Below are 25849 nucleotides of genomic sequence, written 5' to 3'. Positions count from 1 at the left end.
TCCGGTTGCGATAGGGTCGGTTCGTGGGGACGATGCGGGCCGATGCCATGCGTAACAGGCGGTTGCTGCTCGACGCGGCTGCCGCGGAGTTCGCGGAGCATGGGATGGACGTTTCGGTGGCGCGGATCGCGGTACGGGCCGGGATCGGCAAGGGGACCGTGTTCCGCCACTTCGCCACCAAGGAGCAGCTCATTACGGCGATCTTCGCCGACCAACTCGACGGCCTCGCCGCCACCGGCGAGGCGCTCCTGCGGGGGACGGAAGCGGCGGCGGGTGTGGATACGGGCGCGGGTGTCGGTGCGGGGCCTGCAGTGGCGCGTGGCGCGGACGCGTTGCTGGCGTTCATGAGCGCGGGCGTGGAGGCGCAGGTCGGCGATCGGGCCTTCTGCCAGGCGGCGGGGGCGATCGCGCGGGCCGATCCGCAGGTGCGGCGGGCCAGTCAGCGGCTGGCGGCCGTCGCGGAGGCGCTCACGGCCGAGGCCAGGCGCGACGGGTCCGTGCGCGACGATGTCACCGGGCACGACATCGTGCTGCTGATCAACGCCGCCTCGCAGGCCACCGCGCCACTCGGTGACACGGTGCCGGGGCTCTGGCGGCGCTATCTCAGCATGATGTTCGATGGGCTGCGTCCCGCGGCCGCCCACCCGCTCCCGGTCCCCGCTCCGGAGGAGACGCACTTCACGGCGGCTGCGCGCCACGCCTGAGCGGCCGTTGAGGACGCGTCGGGTGTTGAGGGCGCGTCCGGCGTGCGCGGCTGCTCAGGGCGCGTCGCAGGGCCGGACACGGGTGCGCGGTTGCTCAGGGTGCGTCGGGGATCGGCCGGAGTGAGCGGTCACTCAGGGCGCGTCGGGGGACCGGGCGGGAGTGAGCGGTCACTCAGGGCGCATCGGGCATGGGCGGAGGATTGGTCCGGGGCCCTTGCGCCGTGCCGTCAGACGTCGCGGGCGGAGAGGGCGTACGTGTCGCCGTCGAGTCCCCAGGTCAGGACGCGTCGCGGCCGGATGCCGATCCACGCGGCGTCGAACGGGAACCCGGCTCCCAGCCGCTCACCCAGCTTCTCGCCGCCGTCGAGGTGCGTCTCAGCGAGGCCGCGGATCTCGATGCCCCGCGGTGTCCACGGATCGACGGACGCCAGGTCGTCGACCACGAGCGCCACGTCCGGCCGAGCCCTGGCGTCGCGGAACTTCTTGCTCGCCACCATGTCCGCGACGCTGCCGATCACGATGACCTCGGTCTCGGGGTCGTAGAAGACACCCACCGGCGTCACGTGCGGCCCGCCCCCGGCGCCGACCGTGGCGAAGCGACCCAGCGGCTGGCTGGTCAGGTACGAGATCTCCACCTCGGTGAACGTGGTCACGCCTCCTCCCGAGATCCCCGAGAGCCGGTGCGGGTCGTGGCGGCCGACCGCGACACCGGGTCGAGAGACTCGACGGCCGGCCGCGCCGCCGGGTCGAGGGCAGTGGCGGCCGGTCGCGGCTCGTGGCCGGGGGACATGCTGGATGACCGCCGCAGGGCGGCGAGCAGGGTGGCGGTGTCGGGCGAGCCGCTGAGCGGCTCGGCGCCGGGGAAGACGAAGGTCGGCACCGCCGTGATCCCAGACGCCCGCGCCGCGGCGACCTGCTCGCGGACCTCGGTGACGCCTTCCGCCGAGGCGAGGAACTCCCCGGCCCCCTGTACGCCGGCCCGCGCCGCCGCGTCGCTCAGCACGGCGTGGTCGCCGAGATCGCCGCCGTCACGGAAGTGCGACTCGTACAGCGCCGTAGCGAGCGTCGCCTGAGTCCCCGCGCCATGCTCCCGCAGCGCGAACCACAGCAGCCGATGCGCGGCGAACGTGTTGACCGCCACCGCCCGATCGAACCGATACTCCACCCCTTCCTTCGCCCCCAACTCGGTCATGCCCGAGGTCATCAAGGCCGCCTGTTCACGGCCGAACATCTCGGTCATCGCCTCCATCAGCGGCCGAGCCTCCTGCGGGGCGTCGGCGGCGAGCTGGTACGGCAGGTGGACGAGCTCGGCGGCGCCACCGAACTCCTCCACCGCACGATGGAAGCGGTGCGTGCCCAGTCGGCACCAGGGGCACGCGAGGTCGGCGTACACCTCAACCCGTATGGGACGGCCGATGGCCGTTGTTTCGCTGGTCATACGCCCCAACCTGCCGGTCCCGGCGCGGGTGAGGAAGGCCGCGTCAAGACGGGCACCGGCAGGGCCACCCAAAGGGCTTAAGGGCGGTAAGTCCCGAAGTACCAGACGTTCCCCTCGGGATCCGCGCAGGCGTACTCGCGCGACCCGTACGGCTGATCGGTGAGCTCCATCGTGATCGTGGCCCCGGCGGCTTGGGCGCGGGCCAGGTGCGTGTCGGGGTCGTCGACGGCGATGTACATCCCGGGACCGCCCGGCCTGCCCTCCCCGACCATGATCAGGTCGTCCCCGACGAGGAGCTCGGCGTGGGTGACCACGCCCTGGTCGTTCTTGGACGCCTCGTGCACCCGGAATCCGAAGGCGGCGGTCAGGAAGTCGATGGCCTTCGCGCAGTTCTGGTAGCGGGCCAGGGCGTAAACGGTTCGTGTCATGCGGTCAGTATCAGACGGGGGCAGCCGCGGGTCTTGGACGAATCTGACCGGGCGTCGTGTCGCCCAGCACCCTGAACTCGCGGTTCATGTGCGCCTGGTCATAGAAGCCGCAGTCGGCGGCGACGCCGGCGATCGCCCGGCCGGACTGGAGCAGGCGCAGCGCGGACTGGAAGCGGATCACCCGGGCGGCCGTCTTCGGCGTGAGGCCGACCTGGTCGTGGAAGCGGGCGACGAGATGGCGGTGGCTCCAGCCGAGCGACGAGGCCAGCCACGACGGCCCCACGCGGCCGCCTGAGGAGAGGAGCCGCGCCCACGCCCACGGAACCTCCTGGCTGAGCTCCGGCCCGGCCAGGATGCGCTCCGTCAGCAGCCGGTCGGTCAGGGCCAGCCGCTCGGGCCAGGACGCCGTCTCGCCCAGCCGCTCGACGGCCCTGTGGGCCCAGGCACCGAGCAGGTCCTCGATCGGCACCACGAGGTTCGTCAGCTCGCGCATCGGCACCCCGAACAGCCGCCGCGCCCCGAACGGGGTGAGGGACACCTGCACGCCCTCGGCCGGGCCGAGCGTGCGGGTCACGGTGAAGCGGTCGCTGAGCCCGCCGGTGAACGACGTGACGCGCGCCTCGCCCACCCCCATCGCCGCGCCGAACCCGAGGATCAGCACCGCACCTGGCATCGCCGCCTCGGACCGCGTCAACGGCGAGGCGTAGTGCTCCCGGTACGCGGTCAGCCGCGTCACGTACGGCCGCAGAGCACCGCTGGGGACGGCCCCCATCATGGCCAGCCCCAGCATGCTCATATTTCCGACTATAGGCCGGTGTGCCTGGCCAGGAACGTCAACGTGTCAGCCGACAACTCGACCGACCGGCTGATCGAACGGGCGCCATGACCCACCTCGGTCTCGTTGCGCAGCACGATCGGCCCCGCACCCGTGGACGCGTGCTGGAGCGCCGCGCACATCTTCCACGCGTGCAGCGGATGCACCCGCGTGTCCGACTGGAAGACCGTGAACAGCGTCGCGGGGTAGGCCACATCCTCGCGAACATGGTGATACGGCGAGTATCCCAGCAACCAGCCGAACCCCTCGGGATCGGCGGCGGAGCCGTACTCGACGTTCCAGGTCGCCCCCAGCCCGAACTGCTCGTAACGGATCATGTCGAGCAGCGGCGCGGAGCAGGCGACGGCCGCGTACAGCTCGGGACGCTGCGTCAGCGCCGCGCCCACCAGCAGCCCGCCGTTGGAGCCGCCGGAGATCGCCAGTTGCTCGGGCGTCGTCACTCCGGTCTTGATGAGGTGCTCGGCCGCGGCGTGGAAGTCGTCGAAGACGTTCTGCTTGTTGCCCAGCATGCCGGCGCGGTGCCAGTCCTCGCCCTCCTCGCCGCCGCCGCGCAGGTTGGCGATCGCGTAGACGCCGCCCGCCTCCACCCAGGCGAGCACCGACGCGGAGTAGCCGGGGGTCATCGACAGCCCGAAGCCGCCGTAGCCGTACAGGATGGTCGGACGCGGCCCGTCGCCGTCGACCGGCGAGATGACCAGCATGCGGACGTCGGTGCCGTCCTTCGACCGGTAGACGACCTGGGACGTGCGCACCGGCGGGACGTCCACCGCGCCCGGTGAGGCGGCCCAGAGCGTGGTCTCGCCGGTCCTGGCGTCATAGCGCTGGATGGTCGGCGGCGTGGTGTTGTCGGTGTAGCCGAACCAGGCCTCGTAGCCGCCTTCCGGACGTTCGGAGATGCCGCCGATCGAGCCGAGGCCGGGCGCGGGCACCTCGCCGATCCGTTCGCCGGTGGCCAGGTCGTGCACCGTGATCTCACTGATCGCGTGGCGGGTCCAGCCCACCAGCATGACCGGGCGGTCGAGGTCGTCGAGGATCGCGAAGTCGGACAGCACCGCCTCGGCGTCCTCGGGGATCAGGTCGCGCCAGGCCTCGACACCGGGCGTCGCCGGGTCGGTGACGCAGATCCGGGCGCGCGGCGCGTCGCGGTCGGTGTGGACGTACAGCTTGCCGTCGCGGCCGAACGAGAGCCCCGTCTGGGCGTCCACGCCCTCCTGCACGACCTGGAGATCGGGCCGGTCGGGCGGGGACGCGGTCAGGTCGGCCACCCACAGGTCGTTGCGCGGCGCCGTGCCCTCGCTGGCGGAGATCTGCAGCCAGCGGCCGTCACGTGAGACCGAGACGCCGTAGTAGTTGGTCATCTTCAGGCCTTCACCGAAGATCATCACATCGTCTTCGGTGGACGTGCCGACGCGGTGCAGGTAGACGCGGCGGTGGAACTGCGACTCGCCCTCCGGCAGCTCCGTGCTCGGCAACCGGCGCACGTAGTAGAACGCCTCGCCGCCGGGCAGCCAGGCGATGGGGGAGTAGCGGCACCGGTCGATCGGGCCCTCCACCCGGGCGCCGGTGGCCACGTCCATGACATAGAGGACCGACTCCTCGTTGCCGCCCACCGAGATCTGGTAGGCGAGCAGGCGGCCCTCCTTGTCGGGTTGCACGGCGTCCAACGTGGTCAGGCCCGACGGGTCGAGCGCCATGGGGTCGATCAGCGCCCGCTCCGTGCCGCCGGCTCCGTCGCCGTCGGAGACGTAGTAGACCGCGTGCTCCTGGTCCGGCGTGCGGCGGCTGAAGAAGTGACGCGTGCCGCGCCACGCGGGCACCCCCACGGAACCCGACCTGAGCAACTCGGCGATGCGGTCCTTGAACCGCTGCGGCTCGCTCTGCCGCTTGAACAGGTCGGCCTGCGCGAGCAGCCATCCCTGTGTCTCCGGGCTGTCGGGATCCTCAAGCCATCGATAGGGGTCCGCGACGGGAGTGTCGTGCAAAATCTCGTCGCTTTCCGCGCGGCGTGCTGTGGGGTAGGGCTCTCGCGTCATGCCCGAACCCTACTGCCATGCAGCGTGCGTAAAGCCCTGGTGAAGTGGGCATAAAACGTACCGTGCGTCCCTCTGGTCATTCCGGCTGGGGGTTATGGGGTGGCGGGGAGCATGCGGTAAACGTCAGACTTGGTGATAGGACGGTGCCGTGGTGACCATCCGCTGGACCGTCCGGCGGAGGTCCACGTGACGGAAGCACCAGTGCCCCAGGAGGGGCCGACAGCCGGGACATGCCACGGCATGTCCCCCTTGATACCCATGCAGCAGGGAGAGGCCCGATGACGCGCCAAGTCCTGCTGCTCAACGCCACTTACGAGCCACTCACCACCCTCTCGCTGCATCGGGCCATCGTGCTGGTGCTGCGGGACAAGGCCGACATCGTCCATCGTGACGGCCGGGGCGCGGTCCTGCGCTCCGCGACCTGCACGCTGGACGTCCCCTCGGTGATCCGGCTCCGCAGATACGTCCGTATTCCCTACCGGTCTCGCATCCCCCTGACCAGGGCCGCGCTCATGCGGCGCGACGACTATCGCTGCGCCTACTGCGGCATGCGGGCCGAGACCATCGACCACGTCGTCCCCCGGTCCAGGGGCGGCCCCCACACCTGGGAGAACTGCGTCGCCTCGTGCACGCCGTGCAACCACCGAAAAGCCGACAAGTTCCTGGAGGAGCTGGGGTGGACGCTACGCGTCGCCCCGGCGGTGCCACGGGGCGCTCACTGGCGGCTCATCGGCGCTTCGCTCGTCGGCGACCCCCAATGGGCGCCCTACCTGGAAGCCGCTGCCTGACCTTCGGGCCCGGATCCCTCGGATCCGGGCCTGAAATGTCTTTGTCCGCCTTCGCGGCTCCTGGCAGGATCCCAGGACATGTGGACCTTCACCACCGACGTTGAGGAGTACGCGGCCGTCGCCGAGGCGTTCCTGCTCGCCGACCCCGTGGGCAACACGGTGCCGCTGACCGTGCTGGCGAACATCCGCGCCGGAATGCCGGCCGACGACGCCTACTTCGGCTGGTGGACCAGCGGCGGTGAGGTCCGCGGGGCGGCGTTCCGCACCCCGCCGCATCCGGTCGGGCTGGCCCGCATGCCGGTCGAGTCCATCGCGCCGCTGGTCGAAGCCTTGAAGGGGGAGATCCCCGAGGTCATGGGCCCGCTGGAGCTGACCGAAGCGCTCGCCGAGGCGCTCGGCGAACCCGGCTCCGTGCTGTCGGAGCGCCTCTACCGCCTCGGCACCCTGACCATCCCCGACACGGCGGGCCGCGGCCGGCTTGCGGAGGTCTCCGACTTCCCGCTGCTGGTCGCCTGGTTCCTGGCGTTCGGCGACGAGGTGGGGCTGGGCATCGGCCGGGACCCCGCTCAGCAGGTCCAGCAGCGGCTGGCCGGTCGGCAGCTCTTCCTGTGGGAGGCGGACGGGGCCCCGGTGTCGCTGGCCGCCCTGTCGCCCGCCGCGGGCGGGGTCTGCCGCATCGGGCCGGTGTACACGCCGCCGACCCGTCGCAGGCGTGGGTACGGTGCCGCGGTCACCGCGTTCGCCAGCCAGGTCGCGCTGGAGACGCGCTGCGAGCAGGTGGTGCTCTTCACCGACTTGGCCAACCCGACGAGCAACGCCGTCTACCGGTCGATCGGCTACGAACCCGTCTCCGACTACGCCCAGGTGAGCTTCGGATCTTTGCCGTAGTCTTTGGGCATGCCGCGCTATGACTTCCGCTGCCGTGCCTGCGGGTCGACCTTCGAGGTGACCCGTCCGATGTCCGCCTCCGACGAGGCGGCCGCGTGCCCCGAGGGGCACGACGACACCGTCAGATTGCTCTCCACGGTCGCCATGACCGGCGGCGCCGCCGCCCCGCGCTCGGGCGGGTGCTGTGGTGGGGGGTGCTGTAGTTAGCTGCGGTGGGTTGCTGTAGTTGATCAGCGCAGCCTGGTTTGAGGCTCTTTTTTACGGCCGGCCCGGTGAGCCCCACCCGCCGCACGGGGCTGGCGTCTGTCCAGGGACACGCTCCTCCGGTTCACCGGCCGAGCGCCGTGACGTGCGCACGTGCACCGGTGAATCCCTTGACCGCCAGGCCGGCCACGCGTTCGACTGTCGTGATGCCCGTGGGCATGTCCGGACTCCGTTCCGACAGCACGGCGATCAGAAGTTCGTGGTCCGCCACGAGCAGGCGGCCCACGCTGTTGATCGTCCACAGGCCGCCGTGCGCCTCGGCGGGCAGCCAGCCGTTCTTCAGGGCCACCTTGCCGCCCGCGGCGCTGACACCCCAGGCCTGGTCCGGGGCCACGGACGACATCAGGCCGAGCGCGTAGCGGCGGTTGGCGGCCGAGACCGGACCGTCCGGGTCGGTGAGCACGCCGAGCACCTTCACCTGATCTGACGGGTTGCTGCGCGTCGAGCCCCAGAACCGTCCGGCGCCGGGATACGTGTCGCGCACGCCGAGCCGGTGCAGGGTTCTGGTCAGGCCCGCCTGGCGGCCGATCGCCACGTAGAGATCGTGCGCGCACTCGTTGTCGCTGTAGCGGATCATGCGGTCGGCCAGCGCGCGCTCGTGGGCGTCCAACTGCCGGTGCTCGCGCTGCGCCTGCAGCAGCAGCGCCAGCAGGATGTCCACCTTGGCCACGCTGGCCAGCATGAACGGCTGCCCCTCGTGGAAGGCGTATTGGACGCCGGTGGTCCTGTCCTGCACCGAGACCGCCGTCCGGCCGGGCCGCCCTTGCAGGTAGCGATCCAGCGCCAGGTCGAGCGACTGGCGCGCAGCCTTCGGCAACTGGGCGGCGTTGGACACCTGGATGGCCGCGGCCCCACCGCCGGGCAGCCGCTCAGGGGCGACCGCCAAGGCGGAAGGAGCGTCCGCCATCGCGGGAGGAGCGCCGGCCACGCCGCCATTGGCGCAGCCGGACACCCCGGCCACCAGAGCCAGCAGGATCCCTCGAAGAAGCATGAGCGGGAGCCTGCCACCCGCCGCGCCAACGGCTGGGGTGCGGAGGGTCAAGGCTCGCCCAGTTCCCCGGCAGGGAGCTGCTTACGCGGCGCGAGCCCGCTTGCGCCGCTGGAACGGCAGGAACCGGTCGGCCAGGTGCGGCCGGGAAGGAGTCAGCGTCGGCTCGACCGCGAGAATCCGGTCGAAGCGGAACGCCCGGATGGCCCGCCGCATCCGGCAGACCCCGACGAGATACCAGTATTCGCGATGCACCAGACACGTCACGGGCTCCACATCGCGAGCCGTGACATGTCCGGAGGCATCCCGATAGTGCAGGCGAACCATCATGCGGCTGGTGATGGCATCCGCGATGAGCCTGGCCCGCGACGCGATGTCCACGGGCAACGGTTCGGTGAGCGTCGTGAGCGTGGTGGCGATGACGTCGTCGTCGAGCTCCAGATGCTCGAACGCGTGTTGCAGACCGCGCCTGGCGGTGACGGCCTGCGGACCGGACCCCAGATGAGCGAGGGACAGGGCGAGGGCAGCGATCTCGGCGGTGGTCAGCGGGCGAGTGTGAGAGTTCACGCCTGTAGCCATACCCCCACAATAGAGACGACCACCGACAGTTTTCGAAAGCCTGTACGCCTGGTAAGCACCCTGTATCGCCCGGATAAGGGCTGGAAAGTCGCCTGCCACCACGGCCCGCCGCCACCCGGCATCACGGACAAAGCCGGGCTGTCGCCACCGGTATGACCATACGGAAGCCATGGCCAAGAAGACGCACGTCACGGCGCCCAGCCGGTGAACCGGAGGAGCGTGCCCCTGGACAGACCCCGGCCCCGCACGGTGGGTGGGGCCCACCGTGCGGGGCCGTAAAAAATAGCTGTCTAGAAAAAGCTATCGAGACAACTGCGTGAGGTCGCGCGAGGCGCCGGTGGAGGCCGACGTGGTCATGGCCGCGTACGCCTGGAGAGCGACGCTGACGGGGCGGTTGCGGTCGCGGGGGCGGTAGCCGCCCAGGTCGGTGAGGAGGCGCGCACGGCGGGCCTCCAGCTCGGCCTCGGGGACGCGTAGCTCCAGCAACCGGTTGGGGATGTCGATCTCGATCGTGTCGCCGTCTTCGACCAGCGCGATCATGCCGCCCTCAGCCGCCTCCGGAGAGGCGTGCCCGATCGACAGCCCGGACGTGCCGCCGGAGAAGCGGCCGTCGGTGACCAGCGCGCACGCCTTGCCCAGGCCCCGGCCCTTGAGGAACGACGTCGGGTAGAGCATCTCCTGCATGCCCGGCCCGCCCTTCGGCCCCTCGTAGCGGATGACGACCACGTCGCCCTCCTTCACCCGGTCGCCCAGGATGCCCTCGACCGCCTGCTCCTGCGACTCGAACACCACCGCCGGCCCGCTGAACTTCCAGATCGACTCGTCGACCCCGGCCGTCTTCACCACGGCGCCGTCCCGCGAGATGTTGCCGTAGAGGACCGCGAGCCCGCCGTCCGCGGAGTAGGCGTGCTCCAGGTCGCGCACGCAGCCGTCGGCCCGGTCGAGGTCGAGGGAGTCCCAGCGGTTGTCCTGCGAGTAGGGCTTGACCGTGCGGACGTTGCCCGGCGCCGCGTGCCACAGCTCGACGGCCTCGGGCCGCACCGTGGGCGACTGGGGGTCCCAGGCGGCGATCGTCTCGCCGAGCGTGCCGCCGTTGACCGTCGGCACATCGCGGTGGAGCAGCCCGGCGCGGTCGAGCTCGCCCAGGATGGCCGGGATGCCGCCCGCGCGGTGCACGTCCTCGACGTGGTACTTGTTCGTCGCCGGAGCCACCTTGCACAGGCACGGCACGCGCAGGGAGATCTCGTTGATCTCCTTGAGCCCGAAGTCGACCTCGGCCTCGCGGGCCGCGGCCAGGATGTGCAGGATCGTGTTGGTCGAGCCGCCCATCGCCACGTCCAGCGTCATCGCGTTCTCGAACGCCTCGCTGGTGGCGATCGAGCGCGGCAGCACCGACTCGTCGTCCTCTTCGTAGTAGCGGCGGGTGATCTCCACGAGCTGGCGCCCGGCGTCCTCGAACAGCTTCTTGCGGTCCTTGTGCGTGGCCAGGATCGTGCCGTTGCCAGGCAGCGCGAGGCCGATCGCCTCGGCCAGGCAGTTCATGGAGTTGGCGGTGAACATGCCCGAGCACGACCCGCAGGTCGGACAGGCGTTCTCCTCCATCTCCAGCAGATCCTCGTCGGAGACGCTGCTGTCGGCGGCGGCGACCATCGGGTCGATCAGGTCGAGCTTGCGGCCGGGCGTCTTGCCCGCCTCCATCGGCCCGCCGGAGACGAAGATCGTCGGGATGTTCAGCCGGAAGGCGGCCAGCAGCATGCCCGGCGTGATCTTGTCGCAGTTGGAGACGCAGATCATCGCGTCGGCGCAGTGGGCCTGGACCATGTACTCGACGGCGTCGGCGATCAGCTCGCGCGACGGCAGCGAGTAGAGCATCCCGCCGTGGCCCATCGCGATGCCGTCGTCGACCGCGATCGTGTTGAACTCACGCGGGATCGCCCCCGCCTCGCGGATCGCGGCGGACACCACGTCGCCGACATCGCGCAGATGAACATGGCCGGGGACGAACTGCGTGAAGCTGTTGGCCACGGCGATGATGGGCTTGCCGAAATCGCTCCCGGCTACGCCGGTCGCCCGGAGCAGGGCCCGGGCACCGACCATGTTCCTGCCGTGGGTGACCGTACGTGACCTGAGGGCGGGCATTGGACTTCTCCCATCGTTGCGAGTCTTCACATGGTACGACCATTGCCCGGGTGTTGAGACAACTGTCCATCGCTCGGAACGCGTACGGTGGCGAACCGCGTGGACCCGGCCACGAGCCGACCCTTGCCGTCCCAGACGCCGGCCGTCTCGTCGATGCCGTCGCCGCCCACCTTCCAGGGCAGCGGCCGGACCAGGCCCGGACGTGGCGCGGACCAGGCCCGGACGTGGTGCGGACGTGGTGCGGACCCGGGTCGGACGGCTCGATCACGTCGCCGGGCCCGGCTCGGGCGGCACGACGAACGCACTGCTGACGACGGTCACGTGCGAATGGCCGGTCCCTCATGCGCTCTTGGCGCGGCACGCCTGCGCGGTGCGTCGTCAGGACGGGACGCTTTCGCGGTGCGTCGTCAGGGCGGCATGCCTTGAGTGCCGCCGCCGGCGGCACTCTTTCAGGCTGCTCAGTCCTCGCCGTATCGGGCGGGCAGGACCTGGGCCGCGATCTCGTGCAGGCGATCGATCTCGGCCTTGGTCAGCGCCCGCTCCCGCTTGGTGATCCACTTACGGGCACGGCCGCCCTCATAGACGTCCACACCGCGGATCGTCATGATCTTCCACGGCACCGGTGGCCCGTAGATGGCCAGCGAGGGCACGACCGAGATCTCCTTGCCGTAGGCCTCGCTGATCAGCTCGCTGGCCCGCGACGCCTCCCACTTGGCCTCGGTGAGACGCGGCTTCATGTCGAACGGCCCGTGGAAGAGCTTCTTGCCCATCTGGACGCGTACGGGCAGCCGCTTGTCCCACTTCTCGGAGTCGACCGCGTACACGCCTGTCGGGCCCACCACGAGGTGGTCGATCTGGGCCTCGCTGTCCGGGATCGCCCTGGCGTGCAGCGTGCGGTAGCCGTTCCGTTCGAGCTTGCGCAGCTGGGCCTCGGTACGGCGCTCCGCGATGGACGAACGCCGCCAGGCCGGCACGGTCGACTTGGACCGCGCTCGGTAGACGGTGTCGAGGATGGCCGCGAGCACGCCTGCGGTCACGCCTACCCGCCAGTCGCCCACGAGGAAGCCCACGACCACGCCGACCGGGACCGCCAGCAGCGCGCGATTGCGCAGGCGGCGGACACGCGGTTGCTGGAGCAGGCTGCCCAGGGACGCGCGCTCGATGGGCGCGTAGGTCGACGTGGGCGCCGAGTGCTTGGCGGGGGCCGGCTCGCCTTCGGGTCGGTCACTCACCCAGATGGGTGACGAGGTGTGACCGTCTTCTCGCTGATGATCGGAGTCCACGTAACTCACCGTAGCCCGAGGGTCTTGTCGTTTCCTAGTGTTGCCTTGTCCATAGTTTTATGGCCCAGCTCACCGTGTTCTACGCCCGTTTTCCGGGTATCTATTACGTTCTTCTCTAGAGAAGCCTAGTGTGCGGTAGCGTGCGAGAACTTCACGAGCTGTCGGCGCTCGAGCAGGCGCAAGCCATCCGTGACCAGGAGATTTCGCCGGTCGAACTCACTCAGCACTACCTCGATCGGATCGAGCGTATCGATCCGCGAGTGGGCGCGTATGTGACCGTGACCGCAGAGAGAGCACTCGAACAGGCGCGTCGTCTGACGAAGGAGCTGCCAGACGGACCGCTCGCCGGAGTGCCGATCCCTGTAAAGGATCTTAACCTGGTGAAGGACGTCCCGATCATGTTCGGGTCCTCGACATACCAGGGATTCGTCGCACCCGTGGACGACACGGTGGTCGAGCGCCTGCGTGACGCGGGCACGGTGATGCTGGGGAAGACCGCGACGCCGGAGTTCGGACTGCCCTGCTACACGGAGACCTACCTCTCGCCGCCCGCCCGCTCGCCATGGGATCTGAACACCTCGGCGGGCGGGTCGAGCGGCGGCGCCGCCGCGGCCGTGGCCGCCGGGCTGGCGCCGGCCGCGCAGGGCAGCGACGGAGCCGGTTCGATCCGTATCCCGGCGTCGGTGTGCGGGCTGTTCGGCATCAAGCCGACCCGCGGCCGGATCAGCTTCGCGCCGATCATCCCCGACCTCGCGGGCCTGTCGACGAACGGCCCCCTCGCCCGCAATGTCGCCGACGCCGCGGCGCTGCTCGACGTGATGGCGCACAACAGCCCCGGCGACCTGTACCTCGCGCCGCCGCACGACGGCACGTTCCTGGAGTGCGCCACGCGCGAGCCCGGACGGCTGCGCATCGCCCGCTACGCCCAGCCGGTCGTGCCCGGGGCCGACGTCGCTCCGGAGGTGCTCGCCGCCTACGAGGCCGCCGCCGCGACGCTGGCCGCGCTCGGCCATGAGGTCGTCGAGATCGACCCGCCGTTCGGGGCTGAGACCGTGCCGGTGTTCACCATCATGTGGCACGCCTTCGCGTGCATGCACCCCGTGGCCGACGACCAGGTCGAACTGCTCCGGCCGCTCACCAGGCGACTGCGCGAGCACGGCTTCGCCACCTCCGCCCCGGCGTTCCTGCAGGCCCAGGCCGCCCTGCAGCTGGCCACCAGGGCGGCGCTCGCGGTGACCAACGCTTATGACGCGGTGCTCACTCCGACCGTCACCCAGCCGCCGCGGCCGGTGGGCTGGTTCGAGGACGTGGACGACGTCGAGGAGACGTTCGAGCGGATGAAGCGGTTCGCCGCCTTCCCCGCGATCTACAACGTCACCGGCCAGCCCGCCGTGAACCTGCCCCTGCACTGGACCGCCGACGGGCTGCCGATCGGCGTCATGCTGGCGGGCCGCCTGGGCGGCGAAGGCACGCTGATCTCGCTGTCGGCCCAGGTCGAGTCGGCCAGAGGCGGCTTCTGGGGCGACCGGCGACCGCCCGTCTGGTAGCCCCTGGAACCTTATAGCTGGTGGGTTGCCGGGCAAAGGCGTACAACCATCCGCATGCGTACCGTACTCATCCAGACCGACACGGCCGTGGCGGCCGACCTCAAGCCAGGCGAGACTGCCACGTTCGGTCGCGGCGCCGACGATGTCCCGGTCGACATCGTGGTGGCCGACCGGGCCGTGTCGCGGCTGGCGGGGCGGATCCAGGCGGTCGAGGACTACTGGCTCATCAGCAACCTCAGCGCCGAACGTACCTATGTGGTGGAGAACCCGGAGGGCGGCGGCGAGTTCGTCAAGGTGCCGCCGTTGCGGATGGGGATGCCGGTGCCGTTCGAGTTCTCGCGGGTGATCCTGCCGGCCGAGCACGGCACGACCGGCTTCCTGGTGTTCGCGCCCGAGCACGTGTACGGCACGTCGGCGGCGGTCCCCGGCACGGGCGCCACGACGAGGGGCGTCTTCCCGCTCGACCGGACGGCCAAGTACTTCCTCATCCTGGTCGCGCTCTGCGAGGCACGGCTGCACGACCCGTCGAGCACGGTCGTCCCGACGGTGCCGCAGCTGATCGAGCGGCTGGCGGGACACGAACTGACCAGGAGCGGCGTGAACTTCCACATCGACTACCTGGCCGGGACCAAGCTCAGGGTCAAGCGGCCGGACGAGGGCGGCAAGGCCGACTGGCAGCGGGCCGCGCTGATCAACCTGGCCCTCCGGTTCGACCTGGTCACGGACGCGGACCTGCGACTGCTGCCGTGACAGGTCCATTAGGACTGATACTGGTCCCGATATTTCAGGACTTGCTGCACGTGGGTCTTCCACTTGGCCGGTACGCCCTGATCCCGCCGCACCGGCACCACACCGGAGACGTAGAGAGCGGCCAGCTTGGCGGCCGGATCCGCCGGCACAGTGGCGACCTGGGGGCCGAGCCCGCAGAAGAAGCGGCCCATGGCGGGAATGGACAGCTCGGGGGAGAAGGGCGGCTTGGGCACCGGGTCGTCGCTGCCGTTGGGCTGCCAGTACTGGAGGACTCTGGGGGTCCACCTGGCGATGCCGTACTCGTCGGCGGTGGGGTCGCTCAGGTCGGGGTCGAAGTCGCTGGCCATCTTGAGCACACCGGCGACCAGCGCCGGCGACAGCCCCTCGACGTCGTCGCACCAGGTGCCCGCCTGGATGATCAGGCTCCGGTACTTCTGGGGGATGCCCGCATCGTCCCGCAGCCCCATACCCACCCGCAGACCCCCTTTTCCGGTCGGCCGCCCCGTCGCGGTTGGTCCTGCGGATCCGGTTGGTCCTGCGGATCCGGTTGGTCCTGCGGATCCGGTCGGTCCCGCTGACTCGGACGAGCCTGGAGATCCGGACGGCGAGCCGAGCGCCGTGGTCGGCTGGTCGACGGGGCGCAGCGTGAGCACCGCGACGACCAGAGCCAGGGCAAGACCCACAGCTCCCACCCCGGCCACCACCCCCTTGCCCCGCCCCGCGCCCGGATCCGTACCCGCGTCCACTTCCGCGCCCTCGTCGGGGCCTGCGCCCGCGCCTGGGCCAGCTTGCGAGCCAAGGCCAACGCCTGCGTCGGCGCCAACTTCCGCACCTGCGACGTTCTCTTCGCCTGCGTCGGCACTCGCGTCATCGCCCGCCACCATGCTTGCACCGGCGCGGTCGCTTCTGTGGACCGTGGCCTCGGGGCCGATGTCTGCCGCCATCAGTCGCCGCTCGGGATTCGGCTCCGGGAGCCCGTCGGCAGGGGGCAGAAGGGCGGTGGCGAAGGTGGCGATGCTTTGCCAGCGGTGGTCCGGGTCCGGGTCGATGGCCTTCATGACGGCCGCCCCCACCCGTACCGGCACCTCCGGCCGCAGCCGGTGCGGTGCCAGGCGTACCGGACCTGAGGCGGGCAGTTGGCCGGTGAGCAGGTGGTAGGCCATGGCGCCCAGCCCGTGCACGTCGGCCCGCTCGTCCGGTGCGCCGTCGAGGCGCATCTGTTCCGGCGCCATGTAGCCGGGCGAGCCCGCCGCGATGGTGTGGCTGGTGGCGTCGGCCAGCGACCGGGCGACGCCGAGGTCGGCCACCATGAGGCGCTCGCCACCGCCCGGAAGCGAGCGGAACAGTACGTTCGACGGCTTGAGGTCGCGGTGCACGATGCCGAGCCGGTGCAGCACCGCCACGCCCTCGGCGATCTCGCCGAGGATGCGGAGCGCCTCGGGGACCGGCAGCGGGCCGTCGAGGACGCGCCCCGCCAAAGACCCCATGTCGGCATAAGTCATGACGAAGTATGGGCGGCTGTCCGGGAGTTCGCCGATGTCGTAGACCTGGACGATGCGCGGCGAGTCGGCCTGGCGCAGCAGCCGGGCCTCCTTGACGAACCGCTCGCGCACGGCCGGTTCGGCGGACCAGTTGTCGGCCAGCACCTTGATCGCCACATAGGAGTCGAGCCGGTCGTCACGGCCGAGCCACACAGACGCGAACGCGCCCGAGCCGAGAACGCGCTCGACGGGATACCTTCCGATCGCATCCACAGTTAAGTTGACCTCGTCTGGGGGATCTTGAGTCAGACTCTCTCACGACCGGGTCTGGCCGGACAGCCGAACCGGGATTACGTTCGTGGTGTGGACAGCGCGCTGGAGATTCTGGCTTTTCTCTTGGGGGTTTCGCTCGGTCTGTTCGTGCTGATCAGCCTGGTGGTCATGGTGCCCGGGCGGGGTTCGACGCGCAGGACGGAGACGGGCCCGGTGTGGCTGGGCGGTCCGTCCGGCAGCGAGCACGGTGTGAGCACGTCGGGCCTGGTTCTGGCCGACCAGGTCGCGCGGTGGGCGCCGGTGCCCGAGTCCGACTGGGTCGCGATGGCGGCGACGGCCGAGCCCGGCAGCCGCGTCGGCGGCGCCTCGGCGGGGTGGTGATGGCGATGCGTGGACTGACCTCGGCGCAGGCCGACGACATCAGGCAGGCGCTCCACCTCGCGGAGCGGCGCAGCGGCCTGCGTTTCGGCGCCTTCCTCGGCGCCCCGGTCGGCGGCCGGCGGCACTTCGCCGAGCGGCTGCACGCCGCGCTCGGCGACGAGGCCGACAAGGCGGTGGTGATCTTCGTGGACGTCGCCGGACGGGCGCTGGAGATCGTGACCGGCGAGAGCGCCCGGCGCAGGCTGCCCGACAGCGCGTGCCGGATGACCGCGATGTCCATGGCCACCGCGTTCAGCGTCGGCGACCTGGTGGGCGGGCTGTTGTACGGCATCGGCACGCTGGGCGAGCAGGCCACCGCCCGGCGATAGAGCGGGCGTCGCCTGCGCCCCCGCGGTAGGCGACGCCCACCCCGCCTTTCTAAGCGAGGCAGGCGGCGCGGTCAGCCTGGAGGCTTCCAGGGTGTCAGCGGAGCAGCAGGCCGGCGACGTGCTCGCTGACGCCGGCCAGCAGCGTGGCGGGCGCGATCGGGGCACGGGCGACGGCCGAGAACAGCGCGGGCAGGCCGGGCAGCGGAAACCCGTCGTCCTTCAGCGCGGCCGAGCCGATCTCGTTCTTGTCGAGCACGGACCGGCTGCGCTCCCAGGCGTCGAGCACCTCTTCCGGCGAGGGCACGCCGAAGCCGTGGCCGACGGGCGCCGCGTGCCGCAGGCGTACGAGCGGGGTCTCCGCGAACGCCAGCGCGGTGCGGGCCCGCACATGCAGGTCGGCGCGCTCCTCCGGCTCGATCCAGTCCATCGCCGTGCACGGGTTGCGGCAGGTCGCGATGCAGACGGCCAGCGCGCCCGCCACCTGGCTGTGCTGCCGGTCGAAGTACGCGCGCCAGCCCTCGGGAGGTTCGCTCGCCACCCGCAGGGTCCGGTTGGTGGCCGACTGCTCGGACTTGGTGTGGTCGCACTCGCGGTCGCCGATCACGCCGAACCTGCTGCCCGGCGCGCTCAGCCCCGCGGGCCAGCGCGCGGGGTCGCCCGCGTGGCCGAGGTGGGGTTCGTAGGCCAGCAGCGGCAGGTATTCGCTGGCGATGTGGACGGCGGCGATCATCGGGCTCAGCTCGCGGCGGTGCCAGCGGATGGCGATGACCTCCAGCAGTAGCCCGTAGGCGGGCCGCAGCGACTCCAGGGCGCCGCGTGGCTGCTCACGCGCGGTCTGCGGCATGTGGCAGGCCCGTGCCCGCCGCCGCAGCTCCGCGGGCACGGTCTTCGCCTCGGCCGCGAAGTCCTCCGCGTCCAGTGAGAGCAGCCGCTGACCGAACTCGCACACGCCGGCGATCTCCTCGGACGGGCACAGCGCCCCGAGGTCGGCGAAGGCGTAGCGACGGGCCAGCGCTACGAGCAGATCGCGAGTCGTATCCACCCGATTACCTTCTCATGGCCCGATGACCGCCGGTCCGGACACGGCGGCCAGGAGGCTAGCTCGGGCAGGGCGCCTTGATGCACTGGATGTCGCTCGGCGGCTCGCTGACCGGCGGCTCGATCGTGGGCTCCGTCGGCTCGGGCGTGGTGGGCTTGTCGGTCGGCTCGGGGTCGTCGGGGGTCGGGGTGGTCGTCGGTTTGGTCACGGTCGGGCGGGGGGTGGACGTCGCGGTGGCGGTCGGCGTCTGGGAGATGATCGGCCGGGTGGTGGGGGAGTGCTTCGACGGAGGCACCAGCGGCTTCTTGCTCGGTGTGGCGGAGGCCGGGTGGGTGCTCGAGGCGGGCGTGACGGGGGCCAGGACACTGCCGCTCTGCTCGGCCGCCTGGTCGCTGCGGATCCACACCGACCCGGCGACTGCCAGGGTCACCAGGACCGCGACGGCCACGGCCAGCGCGGCGGTCAGCGCGCGGCGGCTGCGTGGCGTGGGCGGCAGATCCAGTAAATCCGGCGAGTCCGGCGAGTCCGGCGAGTCCGGCAAGTCTGGCGCGGGCGGCACGTCCGGTGAGTCCGCTGAGGACGCCGAGGACAGCGAGGACAGCGAGGACAGCGAACCCAGTGAGGACGGCGAGACCAGTGAGGACGGCGAGCCCAGTGAGTCAGGCGCGTCGAAGGACTTCCGCGCCGCCTCTGCCATCACCGCGGCCGACGGCCAGCGCCGGTCCGGCGTCTTCTCCAGCGCCCTCGTCACGACCTGGCGCGGCCCCGGCGGCACGTCGGCGGGCAGGTCCGGGACGGGGGCGTGCAGGTGCTTGTAGATGATCTGGACCGGGGTGTCGCCATCGAACGGCAGGTGCCCGGTCAGGCACTGGTAGGCGACCACACCGAGCGCGTAGACGTCGACGGCCGGGGTGACGTCGCTGGCCGTGGCCATCTCGGGGGCGCAGTAGCCGGCCGAGCAGAGCATGGCGCCCGTGGCCGTCAGCTGGACCGCGGAGACCGAGTGGGCGATGCCGAAGTCGGTGAGCGCAACGCTGCCGTCGAGGCGGATCATCAGGTTGGCCGGTTTGACGTCGCGGTGCACGATGCCCTGCGCGTGGGCGGCGGCCAGCGCGTCGCCGACCTCGGCGATCAGCCGCATGGTGGTCGCCGGGTCGAGCGCCTCGCGGCGCAGCACGCGGTCGAGCGACTCGCCCTCGACGAACTGCATCACCAGGAAGCTCACCCGGCGCCCGTCGACCTCGCAGGTGCCGTAGTCGTAGACGTCGACCACGCCGGGATGGTGCAGCGTGGCCATCGCCCTGGCCTCGTTCTGGAAGCGCTGGGCGAATTTCGGATCCTCGGTCAGCGCGGGAATCAGCACCTTGACCGCCACGGTCCGGCCGAGCACCGTGTCGGAGGCCCGCCAGACCTCGCCCATGCCCCCGCCGCCCACGCGGCTGACCAGCGTGTAGCGGTCGTTGAGTGTGGTCCCGGATCCGAGCACGTCTTCGAGGCTAACATCGCGACCTCGATGGACGCGCCGGATCCGGCGGTCAGAAGGCCCCTGTGGTAGTGCCTCCCGTTCCCGTGGCGGGGCTGGTGAAGGTGCTGTTGGCGCCGGGCTGCCACTGATCGGCGGTGTCGGGGAAGTTCGCCTCCTGGCGCTTGACGCACTTCCACTCGACGGAGGTGTTCGGCGGCAGCTTGGCGATCGTTCCGGTCCAGGTCGGGTACGCGGTCGGCGACAGCTTGACCGCGCTCGCCACCGACCAGTCGCCGAGCTGCGGGACGCTGCCCACGGCGTAGACGGACTGGCCCGCGGTGGTCGTGCCGTTGTCGCACCTGAACGTCATCGACGCCGGCGCCTGCCCGATCGTGAACGCGAACGTCTTGGCCGTCGTGACGCCCGTGCTCGCCGACTTGGCGACGATCAGGTTGCCGCCCGCGTTGTACCAACCGCTGGTGGCGGCGTCGAAGGCCGCCTTGGTGGCGTGCTGGGTGAGCGCGGTGCCGTTGAGCGTGACGGCGGACGCCTGCGTGCCCGCGACCAGCTCGACCACGTTCGTCCGGCTCGCGGGCGCGCCGGTGTAGGTGCCGCTGGACGCGGCCACCGTGACGGTCGCCGTGCCGCCGCTGAGCTGCTGGCTCAGCTGTGTCGTCCGTACGGCCCCGCTCTGGTAGCCGGTCGTGGCCCCGTCGTCCTCGTACAGGGTGAAGTTCGAGGCCGTCGCGTCGGCGTAGACCCGGGCCACCAGCTCGTTCCTGGTGGTGGCGTCGGTCCGTTTGCCCACCACGTTCATGGTCTTGTCGTCCACGTACATTTTCGGGATGATCGCCCCCGCCCTGGCGAACGCCGGCAGCCGGAACGCGCCGCCGACCCAGAGCGGCCGGTCGGTGAACCATTGGCCGGTGCTGGTGAGCTTCTCGCCCGTGGCGTAGTCGAACCAGGAGCCCGCGGGCAGGTACACGTCCCGCTTGCGCTCGTTCGCGCCCGCGACGACGCCTACGAGCAGGTCGCGGCCGATGAGCTTCTCATGTCCCATCTCGCGGACGTTCGCGTCGTTCTGGTACTGGTACACCAGCGGCGGCACCACCGGCTCGCCGTACAGGTAGGCCCGGTGGGCCAGGGAGTAGTAGTACGGCGCGAGCTCGTAGCGTTGCCGGAGGTTGGCCAGGTTGCTGGCCGTGTGGCCGATCGAGTCCGGAGAGGTCTGCGCGCAGTTGCACAGGTTCTCGGTGTGCGGCCTGATCGGCACCTCGAACCAGGCGCCGTCGGCGAACCACTGCGTGTAGAGCTCGTTCAGGTCGGAGTCGAGCATCTCGCGGCGGAAACCGCCGATGTCGGAGCCGTAGTAGTCGATGCCCGACATCGACATGTGCAGCTGCGCGTTCTGCTGCTGGGCGAGCGCGGTCAGCTTGGAGCCGATGTCGGCCGACCACATGGCCACGCCGTACCGCTGCATCCCGGCCGCGCCCGAGCGGGCCAGGACGAACGGCCGCTTGGTGCTGGAGGCGTAGCCCCTGGCGATGCTCTCGGCCCACTTGAGGTTGTAGACGTTGTGGTAGTCGGCGTGGGCGTGCTTGCCGGGCAGGACGCCGGACGTCCAGTCGGACGCGTCGTACATCTCCGGCTCGCCGAGGTCCAGCCAGTGGCCCATGATGCCCTGGTCGATGAGCGGCTGGCGCTTGGTCGTCTGCCAGTAGTCGGCCGCGGCGTCCTGCGTCCAGTCGATCATGCCGCCGCGTCCCCACCAGTCGTTGGTGGTGAGGTAGACGGGCGAGCAGGTCGCGCAGCCGGCCCTGACGAGGTAGCCGCGGGTGGCGAGGTCGGCGTGCTCGGCGAGGTTCTTGCCGACGTACGACTCCTCGATGGTCATCAGGCCGATGCCCTTGGTCGCCTGATAGTCGGAAATAGTGGTCGTCGGGTTGGGGAAGTTGGTCGTGTCCCAGGAAAGCGTGCCCATGCGGGTGTTGTCGGACCCTGCCGTCACTCCACCGAACCAGGGCAGGTCCAGCACGAACCCGTCCACGGGGAACTTCGCGGCCCGTAACCCGTTCAGCCGGTTGTCGATCTCGGCCCAGTTGTCGTAGCCGAACTCCGACACCCACATGCCGAACGCCTTCTTCGGCGGCACCGGCGGCCGGCCGGTCAGCTCCATGTAGTCCTTGCGCAGGTCGGGCAGGTCCGGTCCGGTCATCGTGTACCACCTGAGCTGGTCGCCCCAGGTGTCGACGGTCCACGGGTCGCCGGTCAGGTTCCACTCCTGCTTGTAGACCTGGTCGAGCAGCAGCCCGTAGTTCAGGTTCGACGCGCCGACCCCGAACAGCACGGGGATCTGCGCGTTGCCCACCGGCCCGTTGTCGGTGTCGTAGGCCATCGCGTTGCCGTACGTGCCTCCGGGGGTACGGCTACGCCCGACCCAGTCGCCGTCGGAGCTGCCGCCCATGAAGAACTGCTCGCCCAGCCCGTACGCGTTCTGGATCGAGCCCTTGGTGATCGTCAGGCCCTTCCACGCCTGGGTCAGGTTGCGCGGGCACGCCTCGTACAGCAGCCTGGCCGGGTCCGAGACCCGTACGCACAGCGTGCCGGCCGTGACCTCGACCTTCATCGAGGCCGTGGTCAGCGTGTTGCCGTTCTGACTGAAGGTGGACGGTCCGGTGTAGTCCTTCTTCGCCACCTGTGGTGTGGTGAACAGCGCCGATCCGGTGCCGGGGCTGGTCCCCGCTGCCAGCTCGAAGTGGACGAGGTCGTCGTCGAGGAACTCGACGATCAGGTAGGTCGATCCGCTGGTGAACTGCACCCGCTGGACGGCCGCCTGAGCCTCGCCCGCGACGAGGAAGGTGCCGAGCAGGACCGCGAGCATGACCAACGCACGTTTCATGGCCTTCCCACCACCAGGTTGTCGAGGTTGATGCCGCCGGTGTTGGCCGCGTCAAAGGCGATCTTGACGGTGTGCGCGCCCGCGGTGAGGGTCGTGGTGAGTGTGGCGGTGGCCCAGGTGTCCCAGTTCGCCTGGGCGGGGAGCGTGAGCGTGCCTGCCGAGACTCCGTCCACGTAGACGGTCCTGGTGCTCGCCACCGTGGTCGAGTAGCGGAACTTGAGCTGGTGGTTGCCCGCCGCGTCCGCCTTGACCTGGAAGCTCACCGCGTCGCCCGAGCTCGCGAAGCCGTCCGCGAACCCGGTGCCGGTGAACCCGGCGTGGTCGGTGTTGGTCGTCGTGCCCGTGCCCGTGCCGAACTCCGCCTCGTACGCCGCCTTGTCCACGCCGTTGAGCGTGACGGTCCTGCCCGACGTGCTGGCGGCCAGCTTGACGTAGGTGAGTTGCCGCACCGGGTCCCACCACCAGCCCTCGGCCGCCGCCTGGAGCGCCGCCAGCGTGGCGCGCGCGGTCGCGCCGGTCACCGAGGTGGGCTTCGTGCTCGCCACCTGCAGCGTGCCGGTCGTGGTGAGGGCGGGCACGGTCACGGTCACCTGGTGGCCGCCCCAGTTCTCGGCCGAGCTGATGGTCCGGTTCGCGTTCGCCGAGTCCTCGAAGTAGGAGTACGAGGAGCTGCCCGACGGGTAGATCCGGAAGACCAGGTTCGGATAGCTGGTGACGCTGTTGCCGATCTCGCCGCCGAGCTCGTAGTCCGTGTTGAGGTTGAGCGGGATGATCGCGCCCGGCTTGGCGTAGACCGGGATCGTGTCGAGCGCCGTGGCATAGGACTTGGTGCCGGGGCCGGTGAAGCGGCCGCCGTTCCACAGGTCGTACCACTCGCCGGCGGGCAGGTAGACGTTCCTCGACGTCGCGCCCTGCGTGGTGACCGGCGCGACGAGCAACTGGGAGCCGAACAGATACTGCTGGTCCTGCGCCGCGGCCGTCGCGTCGCCGGGGAAGGCGAAGCTCATCGCCCGCATCATCGGCGCACCGGTGGTCGAACTGGCCTTGGCCTCGGTGTACAGGTAGGGGATCAGGTTCATCCGGACGTCGGCGAACTTCCGGAAGGTCGGCACGACCGTCGTGTCGCCGCTGCGCGCCTGCACGTTCCACGGCGTGCGGGCCTCGGACGTGCCCGGGTTCGACTTCTCGGAGTGGTACTGCATGACCGGCGAGAACGTCGCCTGCGCCGCCGCCCGCAGGTAGAGCTCGGCGCTGGGGAAGTCACCGGTGAAGCCCGCCAGGTCCCAGGCCGTGTACGGCACCCCGGACTGCCCGGCGCTGAGCTGGGCCCTGACCGCCTCCTGGAAGGCCGAGAAGCTGGAGTTCTGGTCACCGGCCCAGAAGATCGAGTTCTGCTGGCCGCCGGACGTGGCCGCCCTGCTGAAGATCACGTTGTCCGCGTTCTCGGCCTTGACGTAGTCGCGGTACGCCTTGGTGTAGCTGTTCGGATAGGCGTTGTGCATCGCGTCGCCCTTGCGGCCGTCGGCGAACGTGACGCCCCGGCCGAAGATCGCCTCGCTGCCATCGGTCTTGAAGCCGTCGATGCCGACGTCGTTCATCAGATAGTCGCGCTTGCTCAGCCACCAGCTCGTCGCCGCCGCGCTGGTGAAGTCGGGGACCATGCTGTCGCCGAACCACTGCCCGGTCGGAATCCGATACGGCGCGTTGGACGGATTTTTCGCGATATATCCCTGCGCCTGGGCGTAGGTCTTGTCGTTGAGATGCTGCTGCGGCGCGGTCGGGGGATTGGTGTCGAAGTTCTCCTTGAACACCGGGATCTGCCAGAGGATCATCTTGATCCCCTTGCCGTGGGCGTTGGCGACCATGGCCCTCGGGTCCTGCCACTCACCGCCCGCCGGGAACGTCAGGTCGCTGTAGGCGAGTTTCCCGCCGCCGGTGGAGGGCGTGTACGTGGCGCCGTGCCACAGGTAGAACGTGGCCTCGTCGCTCCACTGCTCCAGCACCATCGCGGTGTGCGGGATCCTGTTCGTGCCGACCTTGTCCAGCTCGCTCTCCACCTCGGCCTGGGTGTTCCACTCGTTGGCCGACATCCACACGCCGAACGCCCACTTGGGCGGCAGCTCCGGCCGGCCGCTGACCGCGGTGTAGTCGTCCACGATCTCCGCGGGCGTGCCGGCGAAGAAGTGGTAGTCCAGCGTCGAGTCGAGCGCGCCGCCCGTGTCGACGGTGAACCCCGCCAGGTCGCTGAGGTGGGTGTTGAGGTTGAAGATCGCGTAGCGAGTGCTGGGGAGGTAGATCCCGTAGCCGGCCGAATTCAGGAAGAACGGCACGCTCAGGTAGGTGCGCCGGGTGCTGCCCTGGTCGCGGTACTGGTTGTAGACGTAGTTGTGCACGTCGGTGCCGCGCTGGTCGAGGCGGTCGTAGCGCTCGCCGAAGCCCTCGAACCGCTCGCCCGACGGCGACATGAAGTGGTCCTCGATCTTGGTGACCGTGGTGGCGCCGTCGCTGGCCCAGCCGATGTTCCTGAAGGTGGCCGGGTCGTACTGCCGGGTGATCAGCGTCGTCCCGTCGCCCTTGTAGACCGACAGCCGGTAGGGCGACTTCTGGATCTTCAGCACCAGGGACGCGGTGGAGATGGTCAAGGTGCTCGCGGAGTCCGTCACCGTGTAGCCGGTCACACCGGAAATATTCAGACCCTGCCCGCTGGGGGCGATCTGCGTGCGGAAGCGGTCGAGTGCTGGGAAGGCGAAGCGGATCTTCGGCGTGAAGCTCCCCGCGCTGTCACCGGTCGTGACATCTACTGACGTGCTGTTGTTCGTGTAGCCGGTTACGTTCGTCACCGTGCTCCACGAGGTGACGGTGAACGCGAACGGGCCGGTGCTCTTCTGCCCGCCCCCGTTCACGTCCGCGTTGACCGTGTAGGAGATCTTGTCGCCTCGGGCGAAGGAGCCCAGGTTGATCTTCCAGTAGCTGTTGTTACCGCTGTTGTGATCCCAGGCGGCGCCGATCGGGGTCTGGGCGGTTCCGTTCTTGGTCCACGTCACCCAGACGGTCTGGCCGGTCTCGATGGGCCAGGTGGTGGCGTTGATCTGGACCGCGTCCCCGGCCATCGGGTCGCGGGGCGCGCGTTCCGTCGGCTCGCTGGAGTAGAGGTCGTCGATTCCGGTCGGGTTGTGGAAGATGCCGTCGAGCGCGTACGCGGGGACGGTCACGAGGGAGGCCAGCAGGGCGATCACCGCGACGATGACGCCCGACCGTAACCGGATCACGGGGGAGCTC

The 25849-nt window shown here is 70.3% G+C and carries 22 protein-coding genes; 8 read left to right on the top strand and 14 right to left on the bottom strand.

What is annotated here, in order from left to right; genetic code table 11:
• Nucleotides 1–32: 32 nt before the first annotated feature.
• Nucleotides 33–704, top strand: a complete 672-nt coding sequence (locus AB0B91_RS41750; RefSeq protein WP_358332914.1) for a helix-turn-helix domain-containing protein — start codon at nucleotides 33–35, stop codon at nucleotides 702–704.
• Nucleotides 705–931: 227 nt separating this feature from the next.
• Here the strand turns inward: AB0B91_RS41750 and AB0B91_RS41745 are convergent, their stop codons facing one another.
• The 5 genes from AB0B91_RS41745 to AB0B91_RS41725 form a co-directional block, all read right to left on the bottom strand.
• Nucleotides 932–1357, bottom strand: coding sequence for a PPOX class F420-dependent oxidoreductase (locus tag AB0B91_RS41745; RefSeq protein WP_358332477.1), 426 nt, complete (start codon nucleotides 1355–1357; stop codon nucleotides 932–934).
• Entirely contained in the window at nucleotides 1354–2142 is a 789-nt protein-coding gene (locus AB0B91_RS41740; RefSeq protein ID WP_358332474.1) for a DsbA family oxidoreductase, read from the bottom strand. Before AB0B91_RS41740 ends, AB0B91_RS41745 begins: the two co-directional genes overlap by 4 nt.
• 77 nt (nucleotides 2143–2219) lie before the next feature.
• Nucleotides 2220–2570: a VOC family protein gene (locus tag AB0B91_RS41735; RefSeq protein WP_358332471.1), complete on the bottom strand. Its 351-nt coding sequence runs from the start codon at nucleotides 2568–2570 to the stop codon at nucleotides 2220–2222.
• 10 nt (nucleotides 2571–2580) lie between these two features.
• A complete protein-coding gene (locus AB0B91_RS41730; RefSeq protein WP_358332468.1) occupies nucleotides 2581–3366 on the bottom strand; it encodes a helix-turn-helix domain-containing protein in 786 nt (261 codons plus the stop codon).
• 8 nt (nucleotides 3367–3374) lie between these two features.
• Nucleotides 3375–5438 (bottom strand): prolyl oligopeptidase family serine peptidase, encoded by a 2064-nt coding sequence (locus AB0B91_RS41725; RefSeq protein WP_358332465.1) that lies wholly within the window; start codon nucleotides 5436–5438, stop codon nucleotides 3375–3377.
• Between the two features lie 278 nt (nucleotides 5439–5716).
• Between AB0B91_RS41725 and AB0B91_RS41720 the strand changes: the two genes are divergently transcribed.
• From AB0B91_RS41720 to AB0B91_RS41710, 3 genes are all read left to right on the top strand, one after another.
• Complete coding sequence (locus tag AB0B91_RS41720; RefSeq protein WP_358332462.1) at nucleotides 5717–6226, top strand: HNH endonuclease; 510 nt, start codon at nucleotides 5717–5719, stop codon at nucleotides 6224–6226.
• Nucleotides 6227–6304: 78 nt separating this feature from the next.
• Complete coding sequence (locus AB0B91_RS41715) at nucleotides 6305–7114, top strand: GNAT family N-acetyltransferase (protein ID WP_358332459.1); 810 nt, start codon at nucleotides 6305–6307, stop codon at nucleotides 7112–7114.
• Nucleotides 7115–7123: 9 nt separating this feature from the next.
• The gene (locus AB0B91_RS41710; protein WP_214637382.1) at nucleotides 7124–7321 is read left to right on the top strand and encodes a zinc ribbon domain-containing protein; all 198 of its coding nucleotides are present in this window, start codon (nucleotides 7124–7126) and stop codon (nucleotides 7319–7321) included.
• 121 nt (nucleotides 7322–7442) lie between these two features.
• Here the strand turns inward: AB0B91_RS41710 and AB0B91_RS41705 are convergent, their stop codons facing one another.
• From AB0B91_RS41705 to AB0B91_RS41690, 4 genes are all read right to left on the bottom strand, one after another.
• Complete coding sequence (locus AB0B91_RS41705) at nucleotides 7443–8369, bottom strand: serine hydrolase (protein WP_358332456.1); 927 nt, start codon at nucleotides 8367–8369, stop codon at nucleotides 7443–7445.
• 81 nt (nucleotides 8370–8450) lie between these two features.
• Nucleotides 8451–8933 carry a WYL domain-containing protein gene (locus AB0B91_RS41700; RefSeq protein ID WP_358332453.1) on the bottom strand — a complete coding sequence of 161 codons (483 nt, stop codon included), beginning with the start codon at nucleotides 8931–8933 and terminating at the stop codon, nucleotides 8451–8453.
• A gap of 312 nt (nucleotides 8934–9245) precedes the next feature.
• Nucleotides 9246–11084 (bottom strand): dihydroxy-acid dehydratase, encoded by a 1839-nt coding sequence (ilvD, locus tag AB0B91_RS41695; protein ID WP_358332450.1) that lies wholly within the window; start codon nucleotides 11082–11084, stop codon nucleotides 9246–9248.
• 458 nt (nucleotides 11085–11542) lie between these two features.
• Nucleotides 11543–12316, bottom strand: a complete 774-nt coding sequence (locus AB0B91_RS41690) for a nuclease-related domain-containing protein (RefSeq protein WP_358332447.1) — start codon at nucleotides 12314–12316, stop codon at nucleotides 11543–11545.
• Nucleotides 12317–12507: 191 nt separating this feature from the next.
• Here AB0B91_RS41690 and AB0B91_RS41685 point away from each other — a divergent pair, with 191 nt between their 5' ends.
• Complete coding sequence (locus tag AB0B91_RS41685) at nucleotides 12508–13914, top strand: amidase (RefSeq protein WP_358332444.1); 1407 nt, start codon at nucleotides 12508–12510, stop codon at nucleotides 13912–13914.
• A 54-nt stretch (nucleotides 13915–13968) separates the two neighbouring features.
• A complete protein-coding gene (locus AB0B91_RS41680; protein ID WP_358332441.1) occupies nucleotides 13969–14664 on the top strand; it encodes a winged helix-turn-helix domain-containing protein in 696 nt (231 codons plus the stop codon).
• Nucleotides 14665–14672: 8 nt separating this feature from the next.
• Here AB0B91_RS41680 and AB0B91_RS41675 read toward each other — a convergent pair whose 3' ends face one another.
• Nucleotides 14673–16418 (bottom strand): serine/threonine-protein kinase, encoded by a 1746-nt coding sequence (locus tag AB0B91_RS41675; protein WP_358332438.1) that lies wholly within the window; start codon nucleotides 16416–16418, stop codon nucleotides 14673–14675.
• A 90-nt stretch (nucleotides 16419–16508) separates the two neighbouring features.
• Between AB0B91_RS41675 and AB0B91_RS41670 the strand changes: the two genes are divergently transcribed.
• Together AB0B91_RS41670 and AB0B91_RS41665 are read left to right on the top strand one after the other, a co-directional pair.
• The gene (locus AB0B91_RS41670; RefSeq protein ID WP_358332435.1) at nucleotides 16509–16799 is read left to right on the top strand and encodes a hypothetical protein; all 291 of its coding nucleotides are present in this window, start codon (nucleotides 16509–16511) and stop codon (nucleotides 16797–16799) included.
• A 5-nt stretch (nucleotides 16800–16804) separates the two neighbouring features.
• The gene (locus AB0B91_RS41665) at nucleotides 16805–17167 is read left to right on the top strand and encodes a DUF5130 family protein (RefSeq protein WP_358332432.1); all 363 of its coding nucleotides are present in this window, start codon (nucleotides 16805–16807) and stop codon (nucleotides 17165–17167) included.
• A 94-nt stretch (nucleotides 17168–17261) separates the two neighbouring features.
• Here AB0B91_RS41665 and AB0B91_RS41660 read toward each other — a convergent pair whose 3' ends face one another.
• Genes AB0B91_RS41660 through AB0B91_RS41645 form a run of 4 tightly spaced genes read right to left on the bottom strand, consistent with a single transcriptional unit; the run spans nucleotide 17262 to nucleotide 25839 of the window.
• Nucleotides 17262–18209 carry a hypothetical protein gene (locus tag AB0B91_RS41660; protein ID WP_358332429.1) on the bottom strand — a complete coding sequence of 316 codons (948 nt, stop codon included), beginning with the start codon at nucleotides 18207–18209 and terminating at the stop codon, nucleotides 17262–17264.
• A 55-nt stretch (nucleotides 18210–18264) separates the two neighbouring features.
• Nucleotides 18265–19692 carry a serine/threonine-protein kinase gene (locus tag AB0B91_RS41655; RefSeq protein ID WP_358332426.1) on the bottom strand — a complete coding sequence of 476 codons (1428 nt, stop codon included), beginning with the start codon at nucleotides 19690–19692 and terminating at the stop codon, nucleotides 18265–18267.
• Nucleotides 19693–19741: 49 nt separating this feature from the next.
• Complete coding sequence (locus AB0B91_RS41650) at nucleotides 19742–22570, bottom strand: TIM-barrel domain-containing protein (RefSeq protein ID WP_358332423.1); 2829 nt, start codon at nucleotides 22568–22570, stop codon at nucleotides 19742–19744.
• Nucleotides 22567–25839, bottom strand: coding sequence for a TIM-barrel domain-containing protein (locus AB0B91_RS41645; protein WP_358332420.1), 3273 nt, complete (start codon nucleotides 25837–25839; stop codon nucleotides 22567–22569). The genes AB0B91_RS41650 and AB0B91_RS41645 overlap by 4 nt, the downstream gene beginning before the upstream one ends.
• Nucleotides 25840–25849 lie beyond the last annotated feature (10 nt).

The sequence above is a fragment of the Nonomuraea sp. NPDC049141 genome, from assembly GCF_040648415.1.
Lineage (GTDB): Bacteria > Actinomycetota > Actinomycetes > Streptosporangiales > Streptosporangiaceae > Nonomuraea.
Note: the sequence above shows the minus strand (reverse complement) of the source record. Positions and strands in the feature narration are given on the sequence as shown.

Coding starts and splice junctions, on each gene's coding strand:
- AB0B91_RS41680 (WP_358332441.1), top strand. CDS start 13,969: ATGCGTACCGTACTCATCCAGACCGACACGGCCGTGGCGGCCGACCTC.
- AB0B91_RS41710 (WP_214637382.1), top strand. CDS start 7,124: ATGCCGCGCTATGACTTCCGCTGCCGTGCCTGCGGGTCGACCTTCGAG.
- AB0B91_RS41730 (WP_358332468.1), bottom strand. CDS start 3,366: ATGAGCATGCTGGGGCTGGCCATGATGGGGGCCGTCCCCAGCGGTGCT.
- AB0B91_RS41715 (WP_358332459.1), top strand. CDS start 6,305: ATGTGGACCTTCACCACCGACGTTGAGGAGTACGCGGCCGTCGCCGAG.
- ilvD (WP_358332450.1), bottom strand. CDS start 11,084: ATGCCCGCCCTCAGGTCACGTACGGTCACCCACGGCAGGAACATGGTC.
- AB0B91_RS41665 (WP_358332432.1), top strand. CDS start 16,805: ATGCGTGGACTGACCTCGGCGCAGGCCGACGACATCAGGCAGGCGCTC.
- AB0B91_RS41650 (WP_358332423.1), bottom strand. CDS start 22,570: ATGAAACGTGCGTTGGTCATGCTCGCGGTCCTGCTCGGCACCTTCCTC.
- AB0B91_RS41750 (WP_358332914.1), top strand. CDS start 33: ATGCGGGCCGATGCCATGCGTAACAGGCGGTTGCTGCTCGACGCGGCT.
- AB0B91_RS41705 (WP_358332456.1), bottom strand. CDS start 8,369: ATGCTTCTTCGAGGGATCCTGCTGGCTCTGGTGGCCGGGGTGTCCGGC.
- AB0B91_RS41740 (WP_358332474.1), bottom strand. CDS start 2,142: ATGACCAGCGAAACAACGGCCATCGGCCGTCCCATACGGGTTGAGGTG.
- AB0B91_RS41735 (WP_358332471.1), bottom strand. CDS start 2,570: ATGACACGAACCGTTTACGCCCTGGCCCGCTACCAGAACTGCGCGAAG.
- AB0B91_RS41720 (WP_358332462.1), top strand. CDS start 5,717: ATGACGCGCCAAGTCCTGCTGCTCAACGCCACTTACGAGCCACTCACC.
- AB0B91_RS41725 (WP_358332465.1), bottom strand. CDS start 5,438: ATGACGCGAGAGCCCTACCCCACAGCACGCCGCGCGGAAAGCGACGAG.